16 protein-coding genes are annotated in these 20798 nt (G+C 62.8%); 8 read left to right on the top strand and 8 right to left on the bottom strand.

Features of this window, described 5'->3' with window-relative positions; translation table 11 throughout:
* Positions 1 to 82: 82 nt before the first annotated feature.
* The 3 genes from AC1DBE_RS12425 to trxA all read left to right on the top strand — a co-directional run bounded on the left by AC1DBE_RS12425 (position 83) and on the right by trxA (position 3143).
* Positions 83 to 1630 carry an ABC transporter substrate-binding protein gene (locus AC1DBE_RS12425; RefSeq protein WP_476970722.1) on the top strand — a complete coding sequence of 516 codons (1548 nt, stop codon included), beginning with the start codon at positions 83 to 85 and terminating at the stop codon, positions 1628 to 1630.
* A 191-nt stretch (positions 1631 to 1821) separates the two neighbouring features.
* Positions 1822 to 2778 carry a thioredoxin-disulfide reductase gene (trxB, locus tag AC1DBE_RS12420; RefSeq protein WP_476970721.1) on the top strand — a complete coding sequence of 319 codons (957 nt, stop codon included), beginning with the start codon at positions 1822 to 1824 and terminating at the stop codon, positions 2776 to 2778.
* A gap of 38 nt (positions 2779 to 2816) precedes the next feature.
* A complete protein-coding gene (trxA, locus tag AC1DBE_RS12415; RefSeq protein WP_476879328.1) occupies positions 2817 to 3143 on the top strand; it encodes a thioredoxin in 327 nt (108 codons plus the stop codon).
* 5260 nt (positions 3144 to 8403) lie between these two features.
* Here the strand turns inward: trxA and AC1DBE_RS12410 are convergent.
* The 8 genes from AC1DBE_RS12410 to rpmH form a co-directional block, all read right to left on the bottom strand.
* On the bottom strand, positions 8404 to 9687 hold the full coding sequence (locus AC1DBE_RS12410; protein ID WP_476970720.1) for a ParB/RepB/Spo0J family partition protein: 1284 nt from the start codon (positions 9685 to 9687) through the stop codon (positions 8404 to 8406).
* A gap of 68 nt (positions 9688 to 9755) precedes the next feature.
* Positions 9756 to 10823: a ParA family protein gene (locus tag AC1DBE_RS12405; RefSeq protein WP_476970719.1), complete on the bottom strand. Its 1068-nt coding sequence runs from the start codon at positions 10821 to 10823 to the stop codon at positions 9756 to 9758.
* Between the two features lie 85 nt (positions 10824 to 10908).
* Entirely contained in the window at positions 10909 to 11559 is a 651-nt protein-coding gene (gene rsmG / locus AC1DBE_RS12400) for a 16S rRNA (guanine(527)-N(7))-methyltransferase RsmG (RefSeq protein ID WP_476970718.1), read from the bottom strand.
* Positions 11560 to 11575: 16 nt separating this feature from the next.
* The gene (locus AC1DBE_RS12395; protein WP_476970717.1) at positions 11576 to 12169 is read right to left on the bottom strand and encodes a Jag family protein; all 594 of its coding nucleotides are present in this window, start codon (positions 12167 to 12169) and stop codon (positions 11576 to 11578) included.
* A complete protein-coding gene (gene yidC / locus AC1DBE_RS12390) occupies positions 12169 to 13140 on the bottom strand; it encodes a membrane protein insertase YidC (protein ID WP_476903714.1) in 972 nt (323 codons plus the stop codon). The genes AC1DBE_RS12395 and yidC overlap by 1 nt, the downstream gene beginning before the upstream one ends.
* Positions 13141 to 13156: 16 nt before the next feature.
* The gene (gene yidD / locus AC1DBE_RS12385) at positions 13157 to 13564 is read right to left on the bottom strand and encodes a membrane protein insertion efficiency factor YidD (RefSeq protein ID WP_476970716.1); all 408 of its coding nucleotides are present in this window, start codon (positions 13562 to 13564) and stop codon (positions 13157 to 13159) included.
* Entirely contained in the window at positions 13557 to 13967 is a 411-nt protein-coding gene (gene rnpA, locus AC1DBE_RS12380; RefSeq protein WP_476970715.1) for a ribonuclease P protein component, read from the bottom strand. Before rnpA ends, yidD begins: the two co-directional genes overlap by 8 nt.
* A gap of 41 nt (positions 13968 to 14008) precedes the next feature.
* Positions 14009 to 14146, bottom strand: coding sequence for a 50S ribosomal protein L34 (gene rpmH, locus AC1DBE_RS12375; RefSeq protein WP_003800212.1), 138 nt, complete (start codon positions 14144 to 14146; stop codon positions 14009 to 14011).
* A 468-nt stretch (positions 14147 to 14614) separates the two neighbouring features.
* Between rpmH and dnaA the strand changes: the two genes are divergently transcribed.
* The 5 genes from dnaA to AC1DBE_RS12350 all read left to right on the top strand — a co-directional run bounded on the left by dnaA (position 14615) and on the right by AC1DBE_RS12350 (position 20461).
* Positions 14615 to 16036 (top strand): chromosomal replication initiator protein DnaA, encoded by a 1422-nt coding sequence (gene dnaA, locus AC1DBE_RS12370; protein ID WP_476970714.1) that lies wholly within the window; start codon positions 14615 to 14617, stop codon positions 16034 to 16036.
* A 588-nt stretch (positions 16037 to 16624) separates the two neighbouring features.
* The gene (dnaN, locus tag AC1DBE_RS12365; RefSeq protein WP_476880325.1) at positions 16625 to 17749 is read left to right on the top strand and encodes a DNA polymerase III subunit beta; all 1125 of its coding nucleotides are present in this window, start codon (positions 16625 to 16627) and stop codon (positions 17747 to 17749) included.
* A gap of 6 nt (positions 17750 to 17755) precedes the next feature.
* Positions 17756 to 18685 (top strand): phosphogluconate dehydrogenase (NAD(+)-dependent, decarboxylating), encoded by a 930-nt coding sequence (gene gnd, locus AC1DBE_RS12360; RefSeq protein WP_476970743.1) that lies wholly within the window; start codon positions 17756 to 17758, stop codon positions 18683 to 18685.
* A 22-nt stretch (positions 18686 to 18707) separates the two neighbouring features.
* On the top strand, positions 18708 to 19910 hold the full coding sequence (gene recF, locus AC1DBE_RS12355) for a DNA replication/repair protein RecF (protein WP_476970713.1): 1203 nt from the start codon (positions 18708 to 18710) through the stop codon (positions 19908 to 19910).
* Positions 19907 to 20461, top strand: coding sequence for a DciA family protein (locus AC1DBE_RS12350; RefSeq protein WP_476970712.1), 555 nt, complete (start codon positions 19907 to 19909; stop codon positions 20459 to 20461). The genes recF and AC1DBE_RS12350 overlap by 4 nt, the downstream gene beginning before the upstream one ends.
* Positions 20462 to 20798: the final 337 nt, after the last annotated feature.

Raw genomic sequence — 20798 nt, 5'->3', positions numbered from 1 at the left:
GGGTCAACCAGCCTTACCGGGGCCCCAGGTGACTGACGAAGTCGCCGTGGTTGGCAGCTCCCGGACAGTCTAGGAGGAACCTGTGTCCCACCCGATCGATGTCGGATCAGTACTTGGCGGCCGCTACAAGGTCACTGCCACGGTACTGACCTCGCATGACCAGGATCTGGTGCTGGACGGGGTGGACCAGGTGCTGAACCGGCCTGTGAGCATCCTCGTAGCTGGCCCCGGCAACGCCGACCAGGTGGCCCAGAGCGCACGCGAAGTTGCCACGGGCGAACGTCCCGGGCACGTCCAGATCCTGGATCTGGGGGTCAGTGATGCCGCGACCTACCTCATCACCAACCACACCTCCGCCGCGGACCTGTTGGACCTTGTGGTGAGCTCCAACCCGCCGTATGTGGAACCGTTCTTCACGGACACCCTGGGCAGCGAAATCTTCGGCCAGGCCCGCTCCACTGAGCCCGAGACGTACGACGGCCTTTATGACGACGAGGAAGTCGACGCCGGCTACATCAACTATGGGGGACAGCAGCGTCCGGCCGGGCAGAAGCCCGCCACGCCGCCGTCGCCGTCCGCCCCCGCGACGCGGGTCCCCGCACCGCCGGCGGCCTCCCCGGGCGTAGGCGCCGGTGCGGCCGGAGCGGCAGCTGCCGGAGCAGCAGGTGTTGCAGCCGGAGCAGCAGCGGCCAAGGCGGCGAAGTCTCCCAAGACGGCTCCGCAGGAAGCGGCGGCGCAGCCCACAGCGGCCCATCCCGTGCAGGCGGCGCCCACCGCGGCGCAGGGCAGCGCGGTGCCGAAAGTCTCCCGCTGGGAGGACGATGATTACGATGACGCGGTGCCCGATCAGCGCACCTCGTCGATGCCGGCGGCAACGGACGCCGGAGGCGGCCGGGCGGCCGGTAATTTCCCCGCTTTTGCTCGTAATAACGCTGCGGACGATTCCTACGACGACGCCGATGACGAGGACGCTCCCCGTGGCGAACGCCGATCGCTGCGGTGGCTGGTCGGTGCACTGCTGGCGGCCGTCCTGGTGATTGGCTTGATCTTCGCCGTCACCAATCTGGGTGGCCTCTTCAAGGGTGGAACGCCTGAGGCAGCCAAAACGACCGCGCCGGCGAGCACGCCCGCGAACTCCGGCGCGCCTTCGGCCACCCAGAGCTCCGCGCCGCCGGCCGCCGTCCCGCCCGCGATCGAGTCGGTGACGCGGCAGGGCAACTTCGACTTCGCGGCCACCTACGATGGCGACCTGGTCAAGACCTATGACGGCAACGCGGCGAGCTACTGGTCCGACATGGAATTCGCTACTGATGGCTGGGGCGGATTTGCCCCCGACGGGGTACCGCTGGTGGTCAAGCTCAAGAGCGCAGCGCAGATTTCCTCCGTGACCCTCAGCCAGCTCGGTGCTTCCGGCGGCAACATCATCGTCTATACCAATGACCGGCCGTCGCTGGACGGCGCCAAGCAGGTGGGCAGCAACAGCTTCACGTCCTCGGACCTGACCATGCCGCTGCAGGAACCCGTCAAGGCGCAGTACGTCATCATCTCCATCAAGAGCCTCCCCAAGCTGGCTGCCCCGAAGACCCGCTACGGCTATGGCTTGCGGCTCGCGGAGATCAAGGTCCAGTAGCCCTGGCGGCCGCCTGCGGGGTCGGAATCCGCTAAATGCGGACGGCTGTGGCCGTCCGCGGCCGGTAACCTAGGGGAAGTACACCGGGGCCCTGCTAGGTGCGCCCGGAATATTCAGTTACCCGCAACGGTTGTGCCATGTGGCCGCCCGTTCTGGGTGGCGCATCGACAAAGGAAGAGGTTCACCGTTCAGTGAGCAACGCAGAAAACACCGCGTCCGAAGTACGTGATGTCATCATCGTCGGCTCCGGGCCTGCCGGTTACACCGCCGCGGTGTACACGGCTCGTGCAAACCTCAAGCCGCTGCTCCTGGCAGGTTCGGTCACCGCCGGCGGCGAGCTGATGAACACTACCGACGTCGAAAACTACCCGGGCTTCCCGGAAGGCATCATGGGCCCGGACCTGATGGAAAACTTCGAAAAGCAGGCGGCACGCTTCGGTACGGAAATCCAGTTTGAGGATGTCACCGAGCTGGACCTCGACGGCGACATCAAGACCGTGACCATTGCCACGGGGGAGACCTTCCAGGCACGCGCCATCATTCTTTCCACCGGCTCCGCCTACCGCGAGCTCGGCCTCCCCAACGAGAAGCGCCTGTCCGGCCACGGTGTTAGCTGGTGTGCAACCTGCGACGGTTTCTTCTTCAAGGATCAGGACATCGCCGTCATCGGTGGCGGCGACTCCGCTATGGAGGAAGCCCTGTTCCTGACCAAGTTCGCCAAGTCGGTCACCGTGGTCCACCGCCGTGACACCCTGCGCGCCTCCAAGATCATGGCCGACCGCGCCCTGGCCCACGAGAAGATCAACTTCGTCTGGAACACCGGTGTTGAGGACGTGATCGGCGGAGACAAGGTCACCGGCCTGCGCCTAAAGAACCTGGTCGACGGTACCGAAACCGAACTGGCTGTCACCGGCGTTTTCGTCGCCATCGGCAACGATCCCCGCACCGACCTGGTCAAGGGCAAGGTCGACCTCGCACCCGAGGGCACCATTGCCGTCCAGGGCAGGACCTCCAAGACCAGCGTCAAGGGCGTTTTTGCTGCCGGTGACGTCATCGACCCCACGTACCGCCAGGCCATCACCGCCTCGGGCTCCGGCTGCGTCGCCGCCCTCGACGTCGAACACTACCTCGCAGACCTCCACGCCTAATCAGCGCGCGGCAAGAATCCCTAGAGAGAGACAAGGTTATGAGCAACGCTAAAGATGTAACAGACGCTAGCTTCAGCACCGACGTGCTGGAAGCGGACAAGCCCGTCATCGTCGATTTCTGGGCCGAATGGTGCGGCCCCTGCCGCAAGCTGGGCCCGATCCTGGACGAGATCTCCGTTGAGTACGGGGAGAAGGTCAACGTCGTCAAGGTCAACGTTGATGACAACCCGGCCATCGCGGCCGAGTTCGGCATCACTTCCATCCCTGCCGTGTACCTGTTCCAGAACGGCGAAGTGAAGAGCACTGTCATCGGCGCCAAGCCCAAGCAGTTCTTCGAGAAGGAATTCGCGGACGTCCTGTCCTAGTCTGAACCGCGGTACCCGGTCAGCCTGCTGACCGGACTGCCACGACGGCGGCTCCCTTTCCATTCGGAAGGGGAGCCGCCGTTTTTCGTAGGGATGAAGCTCGGCTGATGTGGGGGATGGTCCCTGTTGCGCGTTGCCGGCCTTTTTGGAGAGGAGCGCCTTGGTGCGGCTTATCCACCTATCCCGAGAACTGAGCCGCATGCAACGTATATAAACTGATGTCTACTACCATATTGTCTAGGATTGACTACCCTGAACCTCCAACATCGCCGTGACGTGGGGTAGGGGACACTGACGCCAAGAGACGCGCCCTACGGCTCGGCTCACTGTCATTTCCGCATCTGATGCTCAAATGTCCCCAGACCCTGGAAGTTCGTTTCACGTGAAACATTCCGCCGGCAGCGGGAGGCCGGTGAGAGTGCCCGGCGACAGTCGGTTTGAGGTCGAAGGCACGATCACAGACTGAAGTCGCTCGACGGTCCACGCCTCTCTCGGCATCAGGCGGCGGCTAAGCTTCCCTTTAGCTTGCCCGGTGGACCGAGGGCTTGCATTACGTGCTCCAGCTCGAAGCGCAATGTTTCACGTGAAACGGCGTTCGGCGCGACGCCTCCGCTTCGCGCCTTTTGGTATCTACGGAGAACGCCCAGGGCTGCGTAGACACATAAGCAGGCTGCGGCCAAAACCTGGATCATCGCCCCAGGTGAGTCCGAGGACGGGGTTGCCGCCATTACGCGACCATGGTCCGGCTGCTGGCACCTTGCGCACCGGCCCAGGACGTGATCGGCGCTCGTGGGCTTCCCTGAGTTGGGTAGAGCTCCGCACACCCCGTGTCCGGACACACGGTACGTCCCGGACAATCATTTGAAACGGTCGATTCCATTTTCTTTCGCTAGGGTGAACAGCCCACCTGCTCTCCACAACTCGAGCCTCAGCGATTCCTCCCAGCGCTGTTTCACGTGAAACAACGTCACGTCGCGCCTAAGGCCACATCCGGAACCGCCCATGAGCAGCGTTACAGCCAAAATTGGTGGGTCTGGCCGCACCGTCAGAACTTTACGGTATGCATAAGTTGTTGGTCGTTTAGCCAGCGAAACCAAATCCTGGCATCGAATCAGCCATTACGACGCAAACGGACCCCACCGTGCCCCAACCGATGTGGCGACAGTTGGAGCGTGTATCGACACAAAATTGGGCTGATACTCGAGACACCCATCGCGCACTACATCTCGCGCCATCCCTGTCCTGGCCGCACCGACGCTTAGGCCAGGCGGGCTGAGCGCCACCCGGCATAGTACATGTCCGCATTTTTGCGTATTCGGGCAAAATAGTAGGGCTCTGTTTCACGTGAAACAGAGCCCGGCAGGCCCAGGTGATGCGACCTCTGTACGCAGCTGGAACCAGCGACGCCGGCAGCGGACGCGGCTACACATAACTCCGTGGCCGCCCACGAGGAAGTCACAACGCACCCCTTGAAGAACGACGGCAACCAGATTCCTATTCGTTAGGCGCTTCTAGCTCAGACTCACTTCGTCGGTCGCACCTTGCTTGCCTTCTACGGGCCTGCGTTCTCCGGGGGAGGCCGTGAACGAGGGTAGAAGAACCGCCCTGGCGAACCGCGGACGCCCGAGGCTTCCGGTCGTTGGCAGACGGGAACATGCACCGCTTGGACTGCTCTCCGCATCGACCACGGCGCGATACCGCTCCCTTGAGTCCTGACCGCCCACCGTCCGACCCACGCGCACAAGCCCCTTCGCATCGACCCGCCAGTCCTGAGCCTCCAATGACCGGTACATGGACCTAGCTAGGCCCCAAAACCCTTCCGCAAATCGAAACCCTACGCGCATCGTCCCTCCATCCATCCGCCACCTGGCCGCAGCGGCCTGGAGCGGTCTTAGTCCTTGCCTGAGACTCCCAGGACGCCCCGCCCCCTCATTGTTTGCCTAACCGTGCCCTAGCGGCGCAGGGGAGAGTACAGAAGGCTAGCCGGGGAATCGCCGTCGGATACACGGCGGAGCCAAGCACCGCAGGGGCTACGCCCGCTCGCCCTCCCTGGCACCATCCGCGCCTCTGCGTGAGACGACGGGAAAGTCGATGGTCGCAGCCGTGCACGGTGCCGGCCACGAGATTCGTTGCCGGCCCGCTCACACGGGAGGGCGAGAGCTCCCACAGGCGGGGGTGTAGGTGGCGCCCCGGGATGGATGTCAGCCTCGCTTCACGGGTCTTTGCAGGGTTCGAGTTTCACGTGCAGGCGCTGCAATTGTGTGTCCCACGAGCGCCTGGGCACTTGCACCATTGATAGACCGGCACAGGCACTGCCTCAGACGTCATTCACGTACTCCACCCGGCCGCAGTCAAGAAATGGTCCCAGCCATTCATGCTCACATATTTCCATGGGAGCGAAACTGGTCCTATGGCCTAGCTAAAACCGACAGACCCACGCACCTACTAGGCATCTATCGAGAGCTACGTAGGGGAGGTCCACAGTGCATCTTCGGCAGAGGGAACTTCCTCAATGCCAACGCGCATTGCCCTGCAGGATCTCACAGGGCAAATAGCGACGTGCGGCGTAGCCACCGACATGTCTTCTCAGCTGAGCACCTCCGCAGTTCTCAGCGGGGAAGCATCAGGGGAGGCACCACCCTGCGCTGCGTTGGTGGCCGGCCCACTGCCAACCTGGATAGGGCATTGGCAACGTCGCTCCCGCCCACACTGTCCGCCAATCTACGACAGCATCGGTCGGCCAACGAGCGGGTCGAGAAGGATCGAAAGGGCTGCCAAACGTTCGATCATGGACGCGTACCGCCAGGCGGTTATACACAAACTTATCCACAGGCCTCTGAGACTTTACGCACAGCGGTATCCACAGGCCTACTGGCGTCCCAGTGCCGATCCTTCATCCCGACCAGCCGATCTCGAATCTCTCGCGGGGTTGAGTGTCCCTGCAATGTCCTCAGGAGCAAGTAAGCCGAACCCAAAGCGCAGCCGATACTTAACCCAGTAGAGGCGAATTTCGGGTGAAATCCAGCGTATTTCCCCGACGTCCAAGGTGTCCCTTGAATGTTTCACGTGAAACAGGTCGGGAGGCGAAGAGACTGGTGGACGTTCGTATTGGCAAGTGGACTTCGGGCGTGACTACGGGGTGGCTTGACTCGCTGGCTCGTCATACTCTATCCACAAAGTTATCCACAGAGATATCCACCGATCAATTCACAGTCTCGGGGTCGCTGGGGCTTGTGGATATTGGTCATTGGGTGGAGAAGATGTGAGGGTTCCGCCCCGCAAAAATCGCCGGCGGTCAAGCCCTCTATACAGGCCGGGGAGGACCTACGACTTGCCTCAGGCGGCAGCCCATCCTGTCCAGGCAGAGAGGGTGAGGATAGGCCGAGACCGAGCACGGGCTCTGTTCACTCGACCGTGCGCCGGCGTCGGGCGTGGACGATTCTTGAGCTGCGAGGTGCCCGTGACTTTCGTACACAACTCCCTGTCAGCTTCTGAACACTGCGGTGCCCCGAGGTATCCGAGGCAACGGCCTGCGCCGGGCACCACGCCCTATCGGCCCCACGCACCGATCGTAATGCAGATGGCAGCAACTCGGGCTCTGACGGGTGACCGGCTCAAGGAAAAGAGGGGGAGCGATTGTCGATCAGATCGAATTCTGAGGTACCTCCCCATGAGCGACTCCAGCTAGCGAAGCTCCTAGGGCTACCGCAAGGAGCACCCTGTGCGGCGGCAACAGCGTGGTGCGGCCGTCCACTTGGGTGGGTCTGAGTGGCCACGATAGGCTCCCGAGGCAATCGCGTGCCGGGTCGCTGCAGCTGGGGGAGGGCGGAACAGCGTCGCCCCAGCGCCACGGTCGGGATCTGGACTGCCACTTGATCCCAGGAGGTGACTTTCTGTAGCACCACCAGACAACGTACGTGCGCGTTCTCGTTCGGACAGCACTTACGGACGGAAGCAGACAAACAGCATTCCAGCTGGGCCCGCGTGGGAATCACGGGCATGGCCTTCCGTGACCCCACTGCCTTCGAGTCTGCATTGCCCGGATACGAATCGCCACCTGTGGCAACCAACCTCCGGGCTGCCGCGAGAGTCCTGGTTAGGACTGGTCGGGCCGCCGCTAGTCACTCTACGCTCACCTATTCTCGGCCGGCTGAGCGCGCGTTACTGCGAATCCAGGGGTAGGCGCCAAGAACTTCTCACGTGTGACAGGGGTAGTCGCCAGGTGGAGGTACTCCCCGGCCAAGCGGCAGTGGGGAAGTCTACATACGCGACCGCGGGTGCGTATCCGTTTCACGTGAAACATGACATCAATTTGGGCTGTCGAATCCCTCATACGAATTGCCCGAAGCATCCGAGCTGCCCTGCCGCACGAAAATCTGTAACTTTCACGGCGTGCTTGCCAGACGTAGCCACAATGGCGGCCTACTGAACTTCGCCAAACAGTTGTGTGGCAGCACTAGTTCGGACAACCTTTCCCGGACATCCCTGGCGACCAACTCGCTGGGGGCAGCGGAACACGCTCCAACGCAGCCAGCCGCAGTGATCCATCCGAAGCCCCATGGGCTGTGACATGTATCTGATTATCGCTTACCCGGATATAAACGGGTTTCACGTGAAACACCAATGGCACCGAAACGGAACTACACAACCGCGGTTCCGACCACCTGCTCGGGACAACTAGGGATGCTGAGCCGGACAAACGTCTCAGCGCACGTTACGGGGCGCCAACACAAAGCGTCCGGCACCGACGAGGGGTGCAGCCATTCCGCCAACAACACCATCAGAAGAGTCTCGCAGCCGCCGGATTATTGGCGAGTAGAGACGCTCCAGCCACAGCCAAACGGCTAGCATCGCCCGCCTGTAAGCGCCTCCAGGCCCCATCGCAGGCCAAGGCGCCCTTGTATCGGGGCGTAGCTGCGACAGCCCCTGACACACCCTCACGCGGCCGGCCCGTCCAGCCATAGGTAGACCCGCCCGCTCAACGCCGGCGCATTCAGTACTGGCCACTGGAGCGACGACGCTGTCCCAGCGAGGCCGTGGTGCTCCGAGAGACGCGAAAGCCCATAGAACGCTCGCCTCTATAGCCCGGACCTTCCACATGGCGTACTGGACGAGGCACCCGCACTGTAACTTCATAGATCCCTACACTCCGGCTTGATCAATACACCCGTAAACCGCCCCGCAGGCAAAAAACAGGCCCTGTTTCACGTGAAACAGGGCCTGTTTTCCGCACCAAGTGCGGCCTCGGATTGCTAGGGCGCTAGTTAGGGTTACCCGGCGTCAGAACTTCCATAATGCGGTTCAGGTCTTCAACGCTGGCGAACTCAATGCTTACGCGTCCCTTTCGGGCACCCAGTGAGATCTTTACGTTCGTATCCAGGCGATCAGAAAGCGACGAAGCGAGGTAGTCGAGACGCTCATGGCGCGCACCCGGACGCGGAATGTTGTTCTTGGCCGGTGCAGCCGGGCTCTGGTAGAGCGTCACTGCCTCTTCCGTAGCCCGGACGGACATTCCCTCGGCGACGATCTTCTGCGCCAAGCGTTCCATCGCGGCTGCATCCGGCAGAGCCAGCAGAGCGCGGGCGTGACCAGCCGAAATAACACCGGCCCCGACGCGACGCTGCACCAGCGGCGGAAGCTTCAGGAGGCGCAGAGTGTTGGAGACCTGGGGCCGTGACCGGCCGATGCGGTCAGCGAGCTGCTCGTGCGTCGTACCGAAGTCCTCCAGCAGCTGCTGGTACGCGGCTGCTTCTTCGAGGGGGTTCAGCTGGCTGCGGTGCAGGTTCTCCAGCAATGCGTCGCGCAGGAGGTCATCATCGGTCGTGTCACGGACAATCGCGGGGATGGTATCGAGTCCGGCGGCCTGTACTGCCCGCCAACGGCGTTCACCCATGACGAGCTCATAGGGTTCGCCACCCTCTTCGGTTGAAGTTCGCACCACAATTGGCTGGAGGACGCCGATTTCGCGAACAGAGTGAACGAGCTCCGCCATGTCGTCCTCATCGAAGACAGAACGCGGCTGTTTCCGGTTCGGGTGGATGTCCGAGACCGGGATTTCGGCGAACCGGACGCCGGGTACCTCCACGAGGTCGACGCCGTTGTCCTGGGGGTTCGTCGTCGCTTCGGTCACGGGAGCAACGTCCTGGACCGGGGCACTGCCCTTGGAGGGAGCGGCTTTGCGTGCAGTCGCTTTCTTCGCCGTCGTCTCGGTGGCCTTCGGGGACGAATTCTTCGATCCGCTCACCGGTGACGTTGCCTGCTTCGCAGCAGGCTTGGCATCTGTGGAATCAAGTGCCGCAGACTCGTCACCGCGAACTGACTCTGCCGAGGCTCCGTCGACGGCGGGAGACGCCGTCGTCGTCCCGTCCAAGGCAGCGGGCGGCTCTTCGGTGAGCACCGCTTCAGGTGATCGCTTCCTGGCTTCAGGAAAGAACAGATCCACGGGCCGGGACGGAGCGGAACCGTTCCCGGAGGCGTTAGCCGAGGCGGAACTTGGAATCAGTGCGCCAAGTCCACGGCCAAGGCCGCGTCGCTTATCGCTCATGGATAAATCCCTCCATTGGAAGAGCCTGGCATCCCCCGGCTCTGGCTAGTGCAATTGTTGAGAAGATTCTAACGTTCAGCAATTTCCGCTGCGGCTTCCAGATAGGAAAGGGCGCCGCTGGAGGAAGGATCATAGGTCATGACGGTCTGCTGGTAGCTCGGTGCCTCGGAAATCCGGACCGAACGGGGGACCACTGCACCAAGGACCTGATCAGGGAAGTGTTCGCGGACCTCAGCTGCCACCTGGGCTGCGAGGTTAGTGCGTCCGTCGTACATCGTCAGCAGGATGGTGGATACCACCAGATCCGCGTTGAGATGCTTCTGGATCATTTCGATGTTCTTGAGGAGCTGGCTCAGGCCCTCCAGCGCGTAGTATTCGCACTGGATGGGAATGAGTACCTCGCCGGCTGCACAGAATGCGTTCACCGTCAGCAGTCCCAGGCTGGGCGGGCAGTCGATGAAGATGTAGTCCAGCCGCTCCTCGCCGTTCTTGGCGCGCTCCTTGGCGTAGACGTCAATGGCACGGCGCAGGCGCTGTTCGCGGGCAACCAGGCTGACCAGCTCAATTTCGGCCCCGGCCAGGTGGATTGTCGCCGGAGCGCAGATCAGCTTCGCAATGTCCGGGCATGGGGCCACGACGTCCTGCAGGGGAACGTCGTTGATGAGGACGTCGTAGATGCTGTCAACGTCGGCGTGGTGTTCGATGCCAAGCGCGGTGGAGGCGTTTCCCTGCGGGTCGATGTCGATGACCAGTACGTTGAGGCCCGCCGCGGCCAGGGCTGCGGCAATGTTCACCGTAGTGGTGGTCTTGCCGACGCCGCCCTTCTGGTTGGAGACGGTAAAGATGCGGGTCTTCTCGGGCTTGGGCAATTCGCGTCCCAGGAGCCGCTCGCGACGCTTGTTTTCGTGCGCGAGTTCGCGGGCGATGGGGCTGGAATCGTCGATGGAGTCCAGTACGTTGCGGCCGGAGGACGTTGAAGTTTCACGTGAAACTCCGGTGGAGGTGGCTACTTCAGCAACCGATGCGGGTTGCTTGGAGGAGATATTGTGAGCGACTGCGGGCGCGGAAAGGACCCGTGCTGACCCCAGTGACACAAACGGGGGAATCCGCTGTGTGGAGGCTTCGCTACTGCTCACTTGACACTCTCGCTCTCATTCGGCTGTTGCTGCCGGTTACTAGCCTAACCTCTTCCCCTTCGAGTCCGAGGGCACCGGGCTGGTGCTACGCAATCTTTCGAGGCTTGTTTACAACGATTCTGACCACCGTTGTGGGTTCTTCGAGAAGGTCGTCGCCGACAACCACCACGGAGGTCTCCACGCCGCCAAGTTTCCGGATGGTTTTAGCGGCTTTCTCAATTTCTTCGCCGGCGCTCCGGCCCTTGATGGCCACTACCTCACCCTTCCCGCCAAGCAGGGGAATGGTCAATCCGGCGAGGTTTGAGAGGGCTGAAACAGCCCGCGCAGTCACGACGTCGGCGCTCACCTGGCCCACGGCCAGTTCAGCCCGGGTTCGCATCACGGTGACGTTGTCCAGGCCGAGGTCATCCACTACTTCCTGGAGCCAGATGACCCGCCGCTCGAGCGGTTCGATCAGTGTCAGCTCCAGGTCCGGGCGGGCAATTGCCAGGCAGAGTCCGGGAAGCCCGGCGCCGCTGCCGACGTCGGCAACGTGGCTGCCATGCGCGATCTCACGTTCGATGACGGCGCAGTTGAGGACGTGCCGGCTCCACAGGCGGGGTACCTCGCGGGGCCCGATCAGGCCACGCTCGGTGCCTGACGTCGCCAGATGCTCCACATAGCGCTTGGCCAGGTCCAGCCGGTCACCAAAAATTGCTTCGGCAGCCTTAAGTTCGGCTGCGGTAATTTCCACCATTAACCTGTCCCGCGAATCAGTCTGCGGAAACAACGATGTGCCGGCCGGCACCTTCGCCTTCGGATTCACTGACAAACCCGAGATCGGCGACAGCATCGTGCACAATCTTGCGCTCGTAAGCACTCATGGGTGCCAGTGCTACAGCCTTGCCCGACTCCTTGACCGATGCGATGGCATCCTCCGCGATCTTCTGCAGATCACCGGCACGATCGGCACGGTAGCCGTTGATGTCCAGCACCAGGCGGGAGCGGTTTTCCGTAGCGGACAGGACGGCCAGGCGGGTCAGCTCCTGGAGGGCTTCAAGTACCTCACCGTCGCGGCCAACCAGGTTCTCGAGGCCTGCGGCGTCGTCTTCCGCCACGATGGAGATGTAGGTGCGGCCGTTGCGCACCTCGATGTCGATGTCGCCGTCGATATCAGCGATGTCCAGCAGCTCTTCGAGGTAATCCGCGGCGACGTCGCCCTCTTCCTCGAGGCGGCTGGCCGAGCTTCCCTTCGCTGACGCGGCAGGGTTGTCGGAGGTTCCGGCCTCCCCGGCAGCGACCTCGTGAAGGTCATCCTGCGCAGGGGTTTCGGCGGAAATAGCGTGTTCAGTGCTCTCGGCAGACATTACTTCCTCTTCCTGTTCTTGCGCTGGGGCTGTACGCGCTGGCTCTTGGCGGCAACGGCGGCAGCGGCAGCAGCCGCCTCGGCTTCGGCGTCGGCCTTCTTGGCACCCATCAGGGGCAGGGACGGCAGACCCTTCGCGGCCCGGCGTTCGGCCAGGGCCTTAGCGGCAGGGGATCCCGGCGTCGGCATCCGGCGAATGACGAAGAACTGCTGGCCCATGGTCCACAGGTTCGTGGTGGTCCAGTAGATCAGGACACCGATGGGAAAGTTGATGCCGCCGATGCCGAAGACGAGCGGCAGGATGTAGAGCATCATCTTCTGCTGGCGCATAAAGGGGCTGGCCATGGCTTCTTCGGACATGTTCTTGGCCATGATCTGCTTCTGGGTGATGAACTGCGAGGCCGTCATGGCCAGGATCATCACGACCGAGAGCACCACAACGGCGACGTTGCCGGATCCACCGTGGAGCAGGGCCGCAGACAACGGGGCGCCGAAGATGCTGGAAGCATCGAATTCCACCACTTGCTCGTGGCTCATGGCGCCAATGCCGGCACCCTGGTCTTTGGCCGCCGAAATCCCGGAAAGAACCTGGAACAGCGCGAAGAAGAACGGCATCTGGATGAGCATCGGCAGGCAGGCCGAGAAGGGGTTGGTGCCATGCTTCTTGTACATGGCCATCTGTTCCTGGGCCATGGCCTGGCGGGACAGCTGGTCCGTTTTGCCCTTGTACTTCTCCTGCAGCTTCTTCAGGTCCGGCTGCAGCAACTGCATGCCACGCTGGGCCTTGATCTGCTTGACGAAGACGGGGATCAACGCGGCCCGGATCACAAGGACGAGCCCGATGATGGACAGGGTCCAGGTCCAGCCGTTCGCCGCCGGCATGCCGATGGTGCTCAGTCCGTCGTGGAATCCAATCATGATGATTGAAACAAGCCACTTGAACGGGGCCATGATCGTGCCAAAGAAGTCCATACGATATCCCTACTCGTCAGGCCGCCGAGCGGCCTTCTCCATCAGACTGAACAACCAGGTATTGGTCCGGGTTGTTCAGCACAACAATTCTGGGGGTGTGGCCGTCGGGCCACTCCCGGTGCCCGGCGGGGACATGGTCCACTCCGCCGGAATTCCATGGGTGGCATCGTGCCAGGCGCTTCGCGGCAAGCCAGCTTCCCTTGACGGCGCCGTGCACCGTGACTGCTTCAAGCGCATAGGCCGAGCAGCTGGGGAAGAAGCGGCAAACCTGTCCGTACAGCGGAGAGACCACCTTGCGGTAGGCCATCAGCAGGAGGATCAGGATGTTCCGCGGTAGCTTCCACAGGGACCTGACCAGCCAGAGGGCCGCGGTTTGGATGCGGGATCGAGGAACAGGGACGACGGCGGCAGTTGAGTTACGCACGCGGGGTCCCTTCCTGTGTTCTCTCGTAAGAAACTGTAGAAGCGGCCGGTGAAAAGCGGCTGCCCAAGCGTTTCATGGTTGTTTCCAAAGCGACGTTATAGTCAGCCAACAGAGCGTCCCAGCCGGCAGCTGCCGAGGCGGGCAGTGCCCGGACCACGATAGCGAACCCGCTGGGATAGTTCTGCAGCGACAAAGCGCCAGCTTCTCTCAGTCTCCTCTTAACGAGGTTCCTGACAACAGCGTTCCCAACACTCTTGGAAACGATGAAACCGATGCGGCTTGGCTCATTGGCAGCGAGAGCTGCCGTATATAACACTAAGTTCCGGCGTCCATTGCGGACGCCGGAACGTACAGTTGTTGAAAAATCGGTAGGGGTCCTCAGACGGTTCCGGGTGGCTAGCACCGTTCAACTCGCATAGGGATGGTGACCGATGAGTCAGGTATTTATGCCGACAGCTCGGTGCGGCCCTTGCCACGGCGGGCTGCCAGGATGGCGCGGCCGGCACGGGTACGCATACGAAGGCGGAAGCCGTGCTTCTTGGCTCGACGGCGGTTATTCGGCTGAAAAGTCCGCTTGCTCACGTTAGTTACTCCAGTGGATCAAAGGTGCGCCCACCCGATCAAAAAAAGGGGAAGAACTGGCCGACGCTAAGTTTTGTATGTGCCGCTACCCCCGGCTCGCAAGACGCAAGGCGTCGGGGAGCGCTTCTAAGAGGCGAAAAGCGGACACAAAGGACTTCACAACGTTAGGGGAAAAACGCCCCCGGAGTCAAACCGGCGGCCACCGGCAGGCCTGTCCCCAGCTGTGGTTAACCGCATGGCCGGGCTGTGGATGAACTACGTCACGCCCCCGGTTTTGGAACCACACGCGTGTAATTATCCACAGGCCTGAGCCCAGCTATCTTCTAGTCTTTTGATCCCCTAGAGTGTCCGAGTAGCCGATTATCCACGGACTGTGCACAACCCTGTGGATTAAGCCGGGGCCAGCCGCCTGGCCCGGGGCATGTAGGTGCACGTAACGCAGGCAAGCAAGGTTTGAGGAACTGATTGATGACGGTAGACGAAGCCAACCACGCAAACACCGTCGGAAGTTCCTGGCGCAGGGTGGTCAGCCTCCTGGAGAACGACCACCGGGTCTCGCCCCGGCAGCGCGGCTTCGTGATCCTGGCCCAGGCCCAGGGCCTCATCGGTTCCACCCTGCTGGTGGCCGTTCCCAACGAACTCACACGCGAGGTACTCCAGACCCAGGTCAAGGAAGCCCTCGACGACGCCCTGCGTGACGTCTTCTCCGACGAGATCCGCTGCGCCATCGACGTGGACACGGACCTGGTGCCTCTGCATGTTGAACCCGAGCCTGCCGCCGAGCTCGCCCTTGCTGCCGACCCCATGGTGGAACTGAAGCCGCAGCCGATGCTGCCGAGCACGTCACACGAGTTCGGCCGGCTAAACCCGAAGTACGTCTTCGACACCTTCGTGATCGGGTCCTCCAACCGGTTCGCACACGCGGCCGCCGTCGCCGTCGCCGAAGCACCTGCCAAGGCCTACAACCCGCTGTTCATCTACGGCGACTCGGGACTGGGCAAAACCCACCTGCTGCACGCGATCGGCCACTACGCCCGCCGGCTCTACAGCGGCATCCGGGTCCGCTACGTGAACTCCGAGGAATTCACCAACGACTTCATCAACTCGATACGTGATGACGAGGGCACCAGCTTCAAAACGACCTACCGCAACGTGGATGTCCTGCTCATCGACGACATCCAGTTCCTTGCCGGCAAAGACCGGACCCTGGAGGAGTTCTTCCACACCTTCAACGCCCTGCACAACAACAACAAGCAGGTTGTCATCACCTCGGATCAGCCGCCCAAGCTGCTCGCAGGCTTCGAGGACCGCATGAAGTCCCGCTTCGAGTGGGGCCTGCTGACCGACATCCAACCCCCGGAACTGGAAACCCGTATCGCGATCCTCCGCAAGAAGGCCCTCAGCGAAGGGCTCTCGGCCCCCGACGACGCCCTGGAGTACATCGCGTCGAAGATCGCCAGCAACATCCGCGAACTCGAAGGAGCCCTGATTCGCGTCACGGCCTTCGCCAGCCTGAACCGGCAGCCGGTGGACGTGGCCCTCGCCGAGATGGTGCTCAAGGACCTCATCACCGACGACGGCGCCCAGGAGATCACGTCGGCCCAGATCCTGACCCAGACGGCCGACTACTTCAAGCTCAGCATGGAAGAGCTCTGCAGCAAGTCCCGCACCCGGACCCTGGTGACCGCCCGGCAGATCGCGATGTACCTCTGCCGGGAGCTCACGGACATGTCGCTGCCGAAGATCGGCCAGGAGCTCGGCGGCCGCGACCACACCACGGTGATCCACGCAGACCGGAAGATCCGCGAACTGATGGCCGAGCGCCGAGTGATCTACAACCAGGTGACGGAACTGACCAACCGGATCAAGCAGCAGCAGCGCAATTCCTGAGCTTCGGCGTCGCGCACTCTTACCTTATTAACAGGGGGCTGTGGACAACCCTGTGGATAGTTAAGGGGACAACCGGCCTTAATGGGCTTAAAACCCTTAAGCCGCCTGTGGATCGGCGAAACGGCCAAAAATGTTGTCCCCATCCACACCCTGTTTAAAACCTGCTCCACCCACAGTCCATGAACAGGGCTTAACCGCGGATCCCAGCGTCCAGACCGGGTTATCCACAGTTTCCACAGCAGTTATTAACACTACTAATCCCAAGAAAATGAAATTCCCTCAAACAACAGTTTCTTCCCGACCGACCTCGCCCCACCCCGGACTCTCCTGAACCAACCCGCTCCGGCCTGGCCGGGAACCACACTGGTGTAACCCGGGGATGGGAGAACTCCGATGTTGGGGCTAAGCTGTCTGCAGTGCGTCCGTCCCGGACACTCTTTGTCATTCGCAGCCCGGCAGCGGGAAGCGGAAGCAGTGCGTCCGGGGTGCATGCACTTGCCTTTTGACGGATCGGGCACCACGCCCGGAGCCGCAATGGCCCAGTGATTTATTAGCGATGTCAGCAGCAATGAAAGGCGGCACCCTTCCGTGAAGTTCAGAGTCGAACGGGACGTCCTGGCCGAAGCCGTGACCTGGACCGCCCGGTCGTTGTCTCCGCGGCCGCCTGTTCCCGTGCTTTCCGGTCTGCTCCTCAAAGCTGAGGCCGGCACTGTCAGCCTTTCGAGCTTTGACTACGAAACCTCGGCCCGCCTGGAAATTCCCGCCGACATCACCACCGAGGGCACCATCCTGGTTTCCGGCCGCCTGCTGGCCGACATTTGCCGCAGCCTGCCCTCCGCCCCGGTGGAAATTGAGACCGACGGCAACAAAGTCACCCTCACCTGCCGGCGAAGCAGCTTCCACCTGGCAACCATGCCCGAGACCGAATACCCGCCGCTGCCGGCCCTGCCGCCGATCAGCGGTACCGTGCCCGGCGACTCTTTCGCCCAGGCCGTTTCCCAGGTGATCATCGCCGCCAGCAAGGACGACACCCTGCCGATCCTCACCGGTGTCCGGATGGAGATCGAGGACGATCTCATCACGTTGCTGGCCACCGACCGCTACCGCCTCGCCATGCGCGAGGTTCCGTGGAAGCCGGCTACGCCGGGGATTTCCACCAGCGCGCTGGTGAAGGCCAAGACACTCAACGAGGTCGCCAAGACCTTGGGCGGCAGCGGGGATATCAACCTCGCGCTGGCCGACGATGACAGCCGGCTGATCGGCTTCGAAAGCGGCGGCCGCACCACCACGTCGCTGCTCGTGGACGGGGACTACCCGAAAATCCGGTCGCTGTTCCCGGATTCCACGCCGATCCACGCCACCGTCCAGACCCAGGAGCTGGTGGAGGCTGTCCGCCGTGTCTCGCTGGTGGCTGAACGCAACACCCCGGTGCGCCTGGCCTTCACCGAGGGCCAGCTGCACCTTGACGCCGGCACCGGCGAGGACGCGCAGGCATCCGAAGAACTTGAAGCGCAGCTGACCGGGGAAGAAATCACGGTTGCGTTCAATCCGCACTACCTGATCGAGGGCCTGAGCGTCATCGAGACCAAGTTCGTGCGGTTCTCCTTCACCACCGCTCCCAAGCCGGCGATGATCACCGCCCAGCAGGACGCCGACGGTGAGGACCAGGATGACTACCGCTACCTGGTCATGCCGGTCCGCCTTCCCAACTAGGGCGCGATTCTTCGCCCACCCGCACCACCAGCGCAGAAAAGAGTTCACACCGTGCACATCGGACTAATCGGCCTTGGAAAAATGGGCAACAACATGCGCGAGCGGCTGCGCCAGGGCGGCATCCAGGTCACGGGTTTCGACCGCAATCCTGATGTCACCGACGTCGCCACCGTCGAAGACCTGATTGCCGCCCTGCCGGCACCCCGCCTGGTGTGGGTCATGGTGCCCTCCGGGGACATCACCGACGCCGTCATCACCGAGCTCGGCAACAAGCTCGACGCCGGCGACCTCGTGATCGACGGGGGCAACTCCCGGTTCACGGAAGACCAGAAGCACGGCGCCGCGCTGGCTGCCAAGGGGATCCGTTTCGCTGACTGCGGCGTATCCGGCGGCGTCTGGGGCCTGCAAAACGGCTACGGCCTGATGGCCGGCGGTGACGCGGTAGATATCGAGCGTGCCCTGCCGGTCTTTGACGCGCTCCGCCCCGAAGGCGAACGCGCCGACAGCTTTGTCCACGTGGGCGGCGTCGGCGCCGGGCACTACGCGAAGATGGTGCACAACGGCATCGAATACGGCCTGATGCAGGCCTACGCCGAAGGCTACGAACTGCTCGCCGCCAAAGACATCGTCACCGACCTGCCCGGCACTTTCCGGGCCTGGCAGAAGGGTACGGTCGTCCGGTCCTGGCTGCTGGACCTGATGGTCAAGGCACTGGACGAGGATCCGGGCCTGGAAACCATCGACGACTATGTCGAGGACTCCGGCGAAGGACGCTGGACCGTGGAAGAAGCAATCGCCAACGCTGTCCCGGCACCGGCTATCACGGCGGCTCTGTTTGCGCGCTTCGCTTCCCGCGAGGACAGTTCACCGGCCATGAAGATGGTCTCGGCACTGCGCCACCAGTTCGGCGGGCACGCCACGCGCCCGGCCAAATAATCACCGGAATCCTGAAAACGGCGTGTACCTAGAACACCTTTCGCTGACGGATTTCCGCAGTTACGCCCAGGTGGACCTCAGCCTGTCCCCGGGCGCGACGGTCCTTGTGGGTTCCAACGGCATCGGGAAGACCAACCTGATGGAAGCGATCGGCTACCTCGCCACCCTCAGCTCCCACCGGGTCAGTACCGACGCTCCGCTGCTGCGTTTCGGCACCGAACGGGCGATGATTCGGGCCAGGCTGGTCCGCGCCGGCCAGCCGACGGTACTGGAACTGGAAATCAACGGCGGACGTCCCAACCGGGCCCGGATCAACCGCAGCAACCCGGTCCGCGCCCGGGACATTCTGGGTATCTGCCAGACGGTCCTTTTCGCCCCTGAGGATCTGGCTCTGGTCAAAGGGGATCCGTCCAACCGGCGCAGGTTCCTCGATGAACTGCTGGTCAGTCTTATCCCGCGGCACGCCGCCACCCGCAGTGACTACGACCGGGTGCTCAAACAGCGCAACGCGTTGCTCAAATCCGGCCGTGCCGGCAAATTCACCGCGGGACATGAAGCAACACTGGATGTGTGGGACCAGCACATGGCACGGGCCGGGGCGGAACTGCTGCACGCCAGGCTCGAGCTTGTGGAATTGCTCCAGCCGCACCTGAAAAACGCGTACGCGCAGCTCACGGACGGCTCCAAGGCCGCCGGCGCGGTGTACCGTTCCACCCTCCAGGGCATGTCCGACGACGACGAATCCGCCGGTCCGGCGTCGGGCACCGTGCCGCCCGAGGGGGTGGAGGATCTCCGTACCCTCAGCGTGGAGGAGCTGACGGATCGGTATATCAAGGCCTTCGCGGCGTCGCGGCGCAGGGAACTCGAACGCGGAATTTCCCTGGTGGGCCCGCACCGCGACGAACTCGAACTGATCCTGGGCCAGGCGCCGGCCAAGGGCTATGCCTCCCACGGTGAGACCTGGTCCATGTGCCTGTCGCTCCGCCTGGCCTCCTACTACGTCATGCTGGATGACTCCCGCACCGGCGGGTCCGCGCCGATCCTGATCCTCGATGACGTTTTTGCCGAGCTTGATGTCCAGCGGCGGCGTAAACTGGCCGCCATAGTATCCGGCGCGGAACAGGTCCTCGTGACCGCCGCCGTCGAGGACGACATCCCGGCGGAACTGGCCGGGCGGCGGGTCAAGGTCATTCCCGGAGGAATCGATGAGCCGGACAACCGATGAATAAGGACACCGACGGCGGCCTGCAGCCGGGCCGGGATCCTGACGAAATTGATGCTGCCCAATCGGCTCTGAACCGCATGCGGGACGCTGCGGCAGCCCGCGGCGAAATCCGCCGGAAAGCGCCCCCGCGGCCGGGAACTACCCAAAAACCCGCACGCGGCGGCACCCGCGGATTCAGCCAGTTCCACGGCACGGGACGGGATCCCCTGGGACTCGGGAAGGTCGTGGGACGGCTCGTCGCCGAGCGCGGCTGGTCATCGCCAGTGGCCGTGGGATCGGTAATGGCCCAGTGGCCAGCCCTGGTGGGGCCCGAAATTTCAGCCCACTGCATCCCCGAGAGCTTTACGGACACCACACTGCACGTCCGCTGCGATTCCACGGCGTGGGCCACGCAGCTTCGGCTCCTGAGCCTGAGCCTGCTGGAAAAGTTCCGCCTGGAACTGGGCGAGGGCGTGGTGACCAACATCCAGGTGCTCGGCCCGGCGGCCCCCAGCTGGCGAAAAGGTGCCCGCACCGTCAACGGCCGCGGCCCGCGCGACACCTACGGATAACCACGCCCGGCCCTCCGGGTATGAAGCACTTCTTCCAAAACTATTGAAAAATGCCCTAACGCCGTGTAGGGCGCTTTGAGGCCCCGGACTCGTATAGGCACCCAGCAGGAGTACCCCTGGGCGCGTGCAGGGGGAACGAGCGGCCTCTCAGCGGCATTTAGACCGCCGTTTGGGCCTCCAGAATGCGGGTTTCCGTCCTATAACACGGTAGAATCGTGGTAGATAACTGGGCGCCGGTGAAACGTCGACTGAGTTCGTTTCCGACGCATTTTTTGTGTGCGGACGGACTCGGCCGGGGACAGCAGCCGGGGTGCAGCGACGTGCCTGTTGGCGGCCA

The organism is Arthrobacter sp. 10T416, from assembly GCF_056394165.1.
Note: the sequence above shows the minus strand (reverse complement) of the source record. Positions and strands in the feature narration are given on the sequence as shown.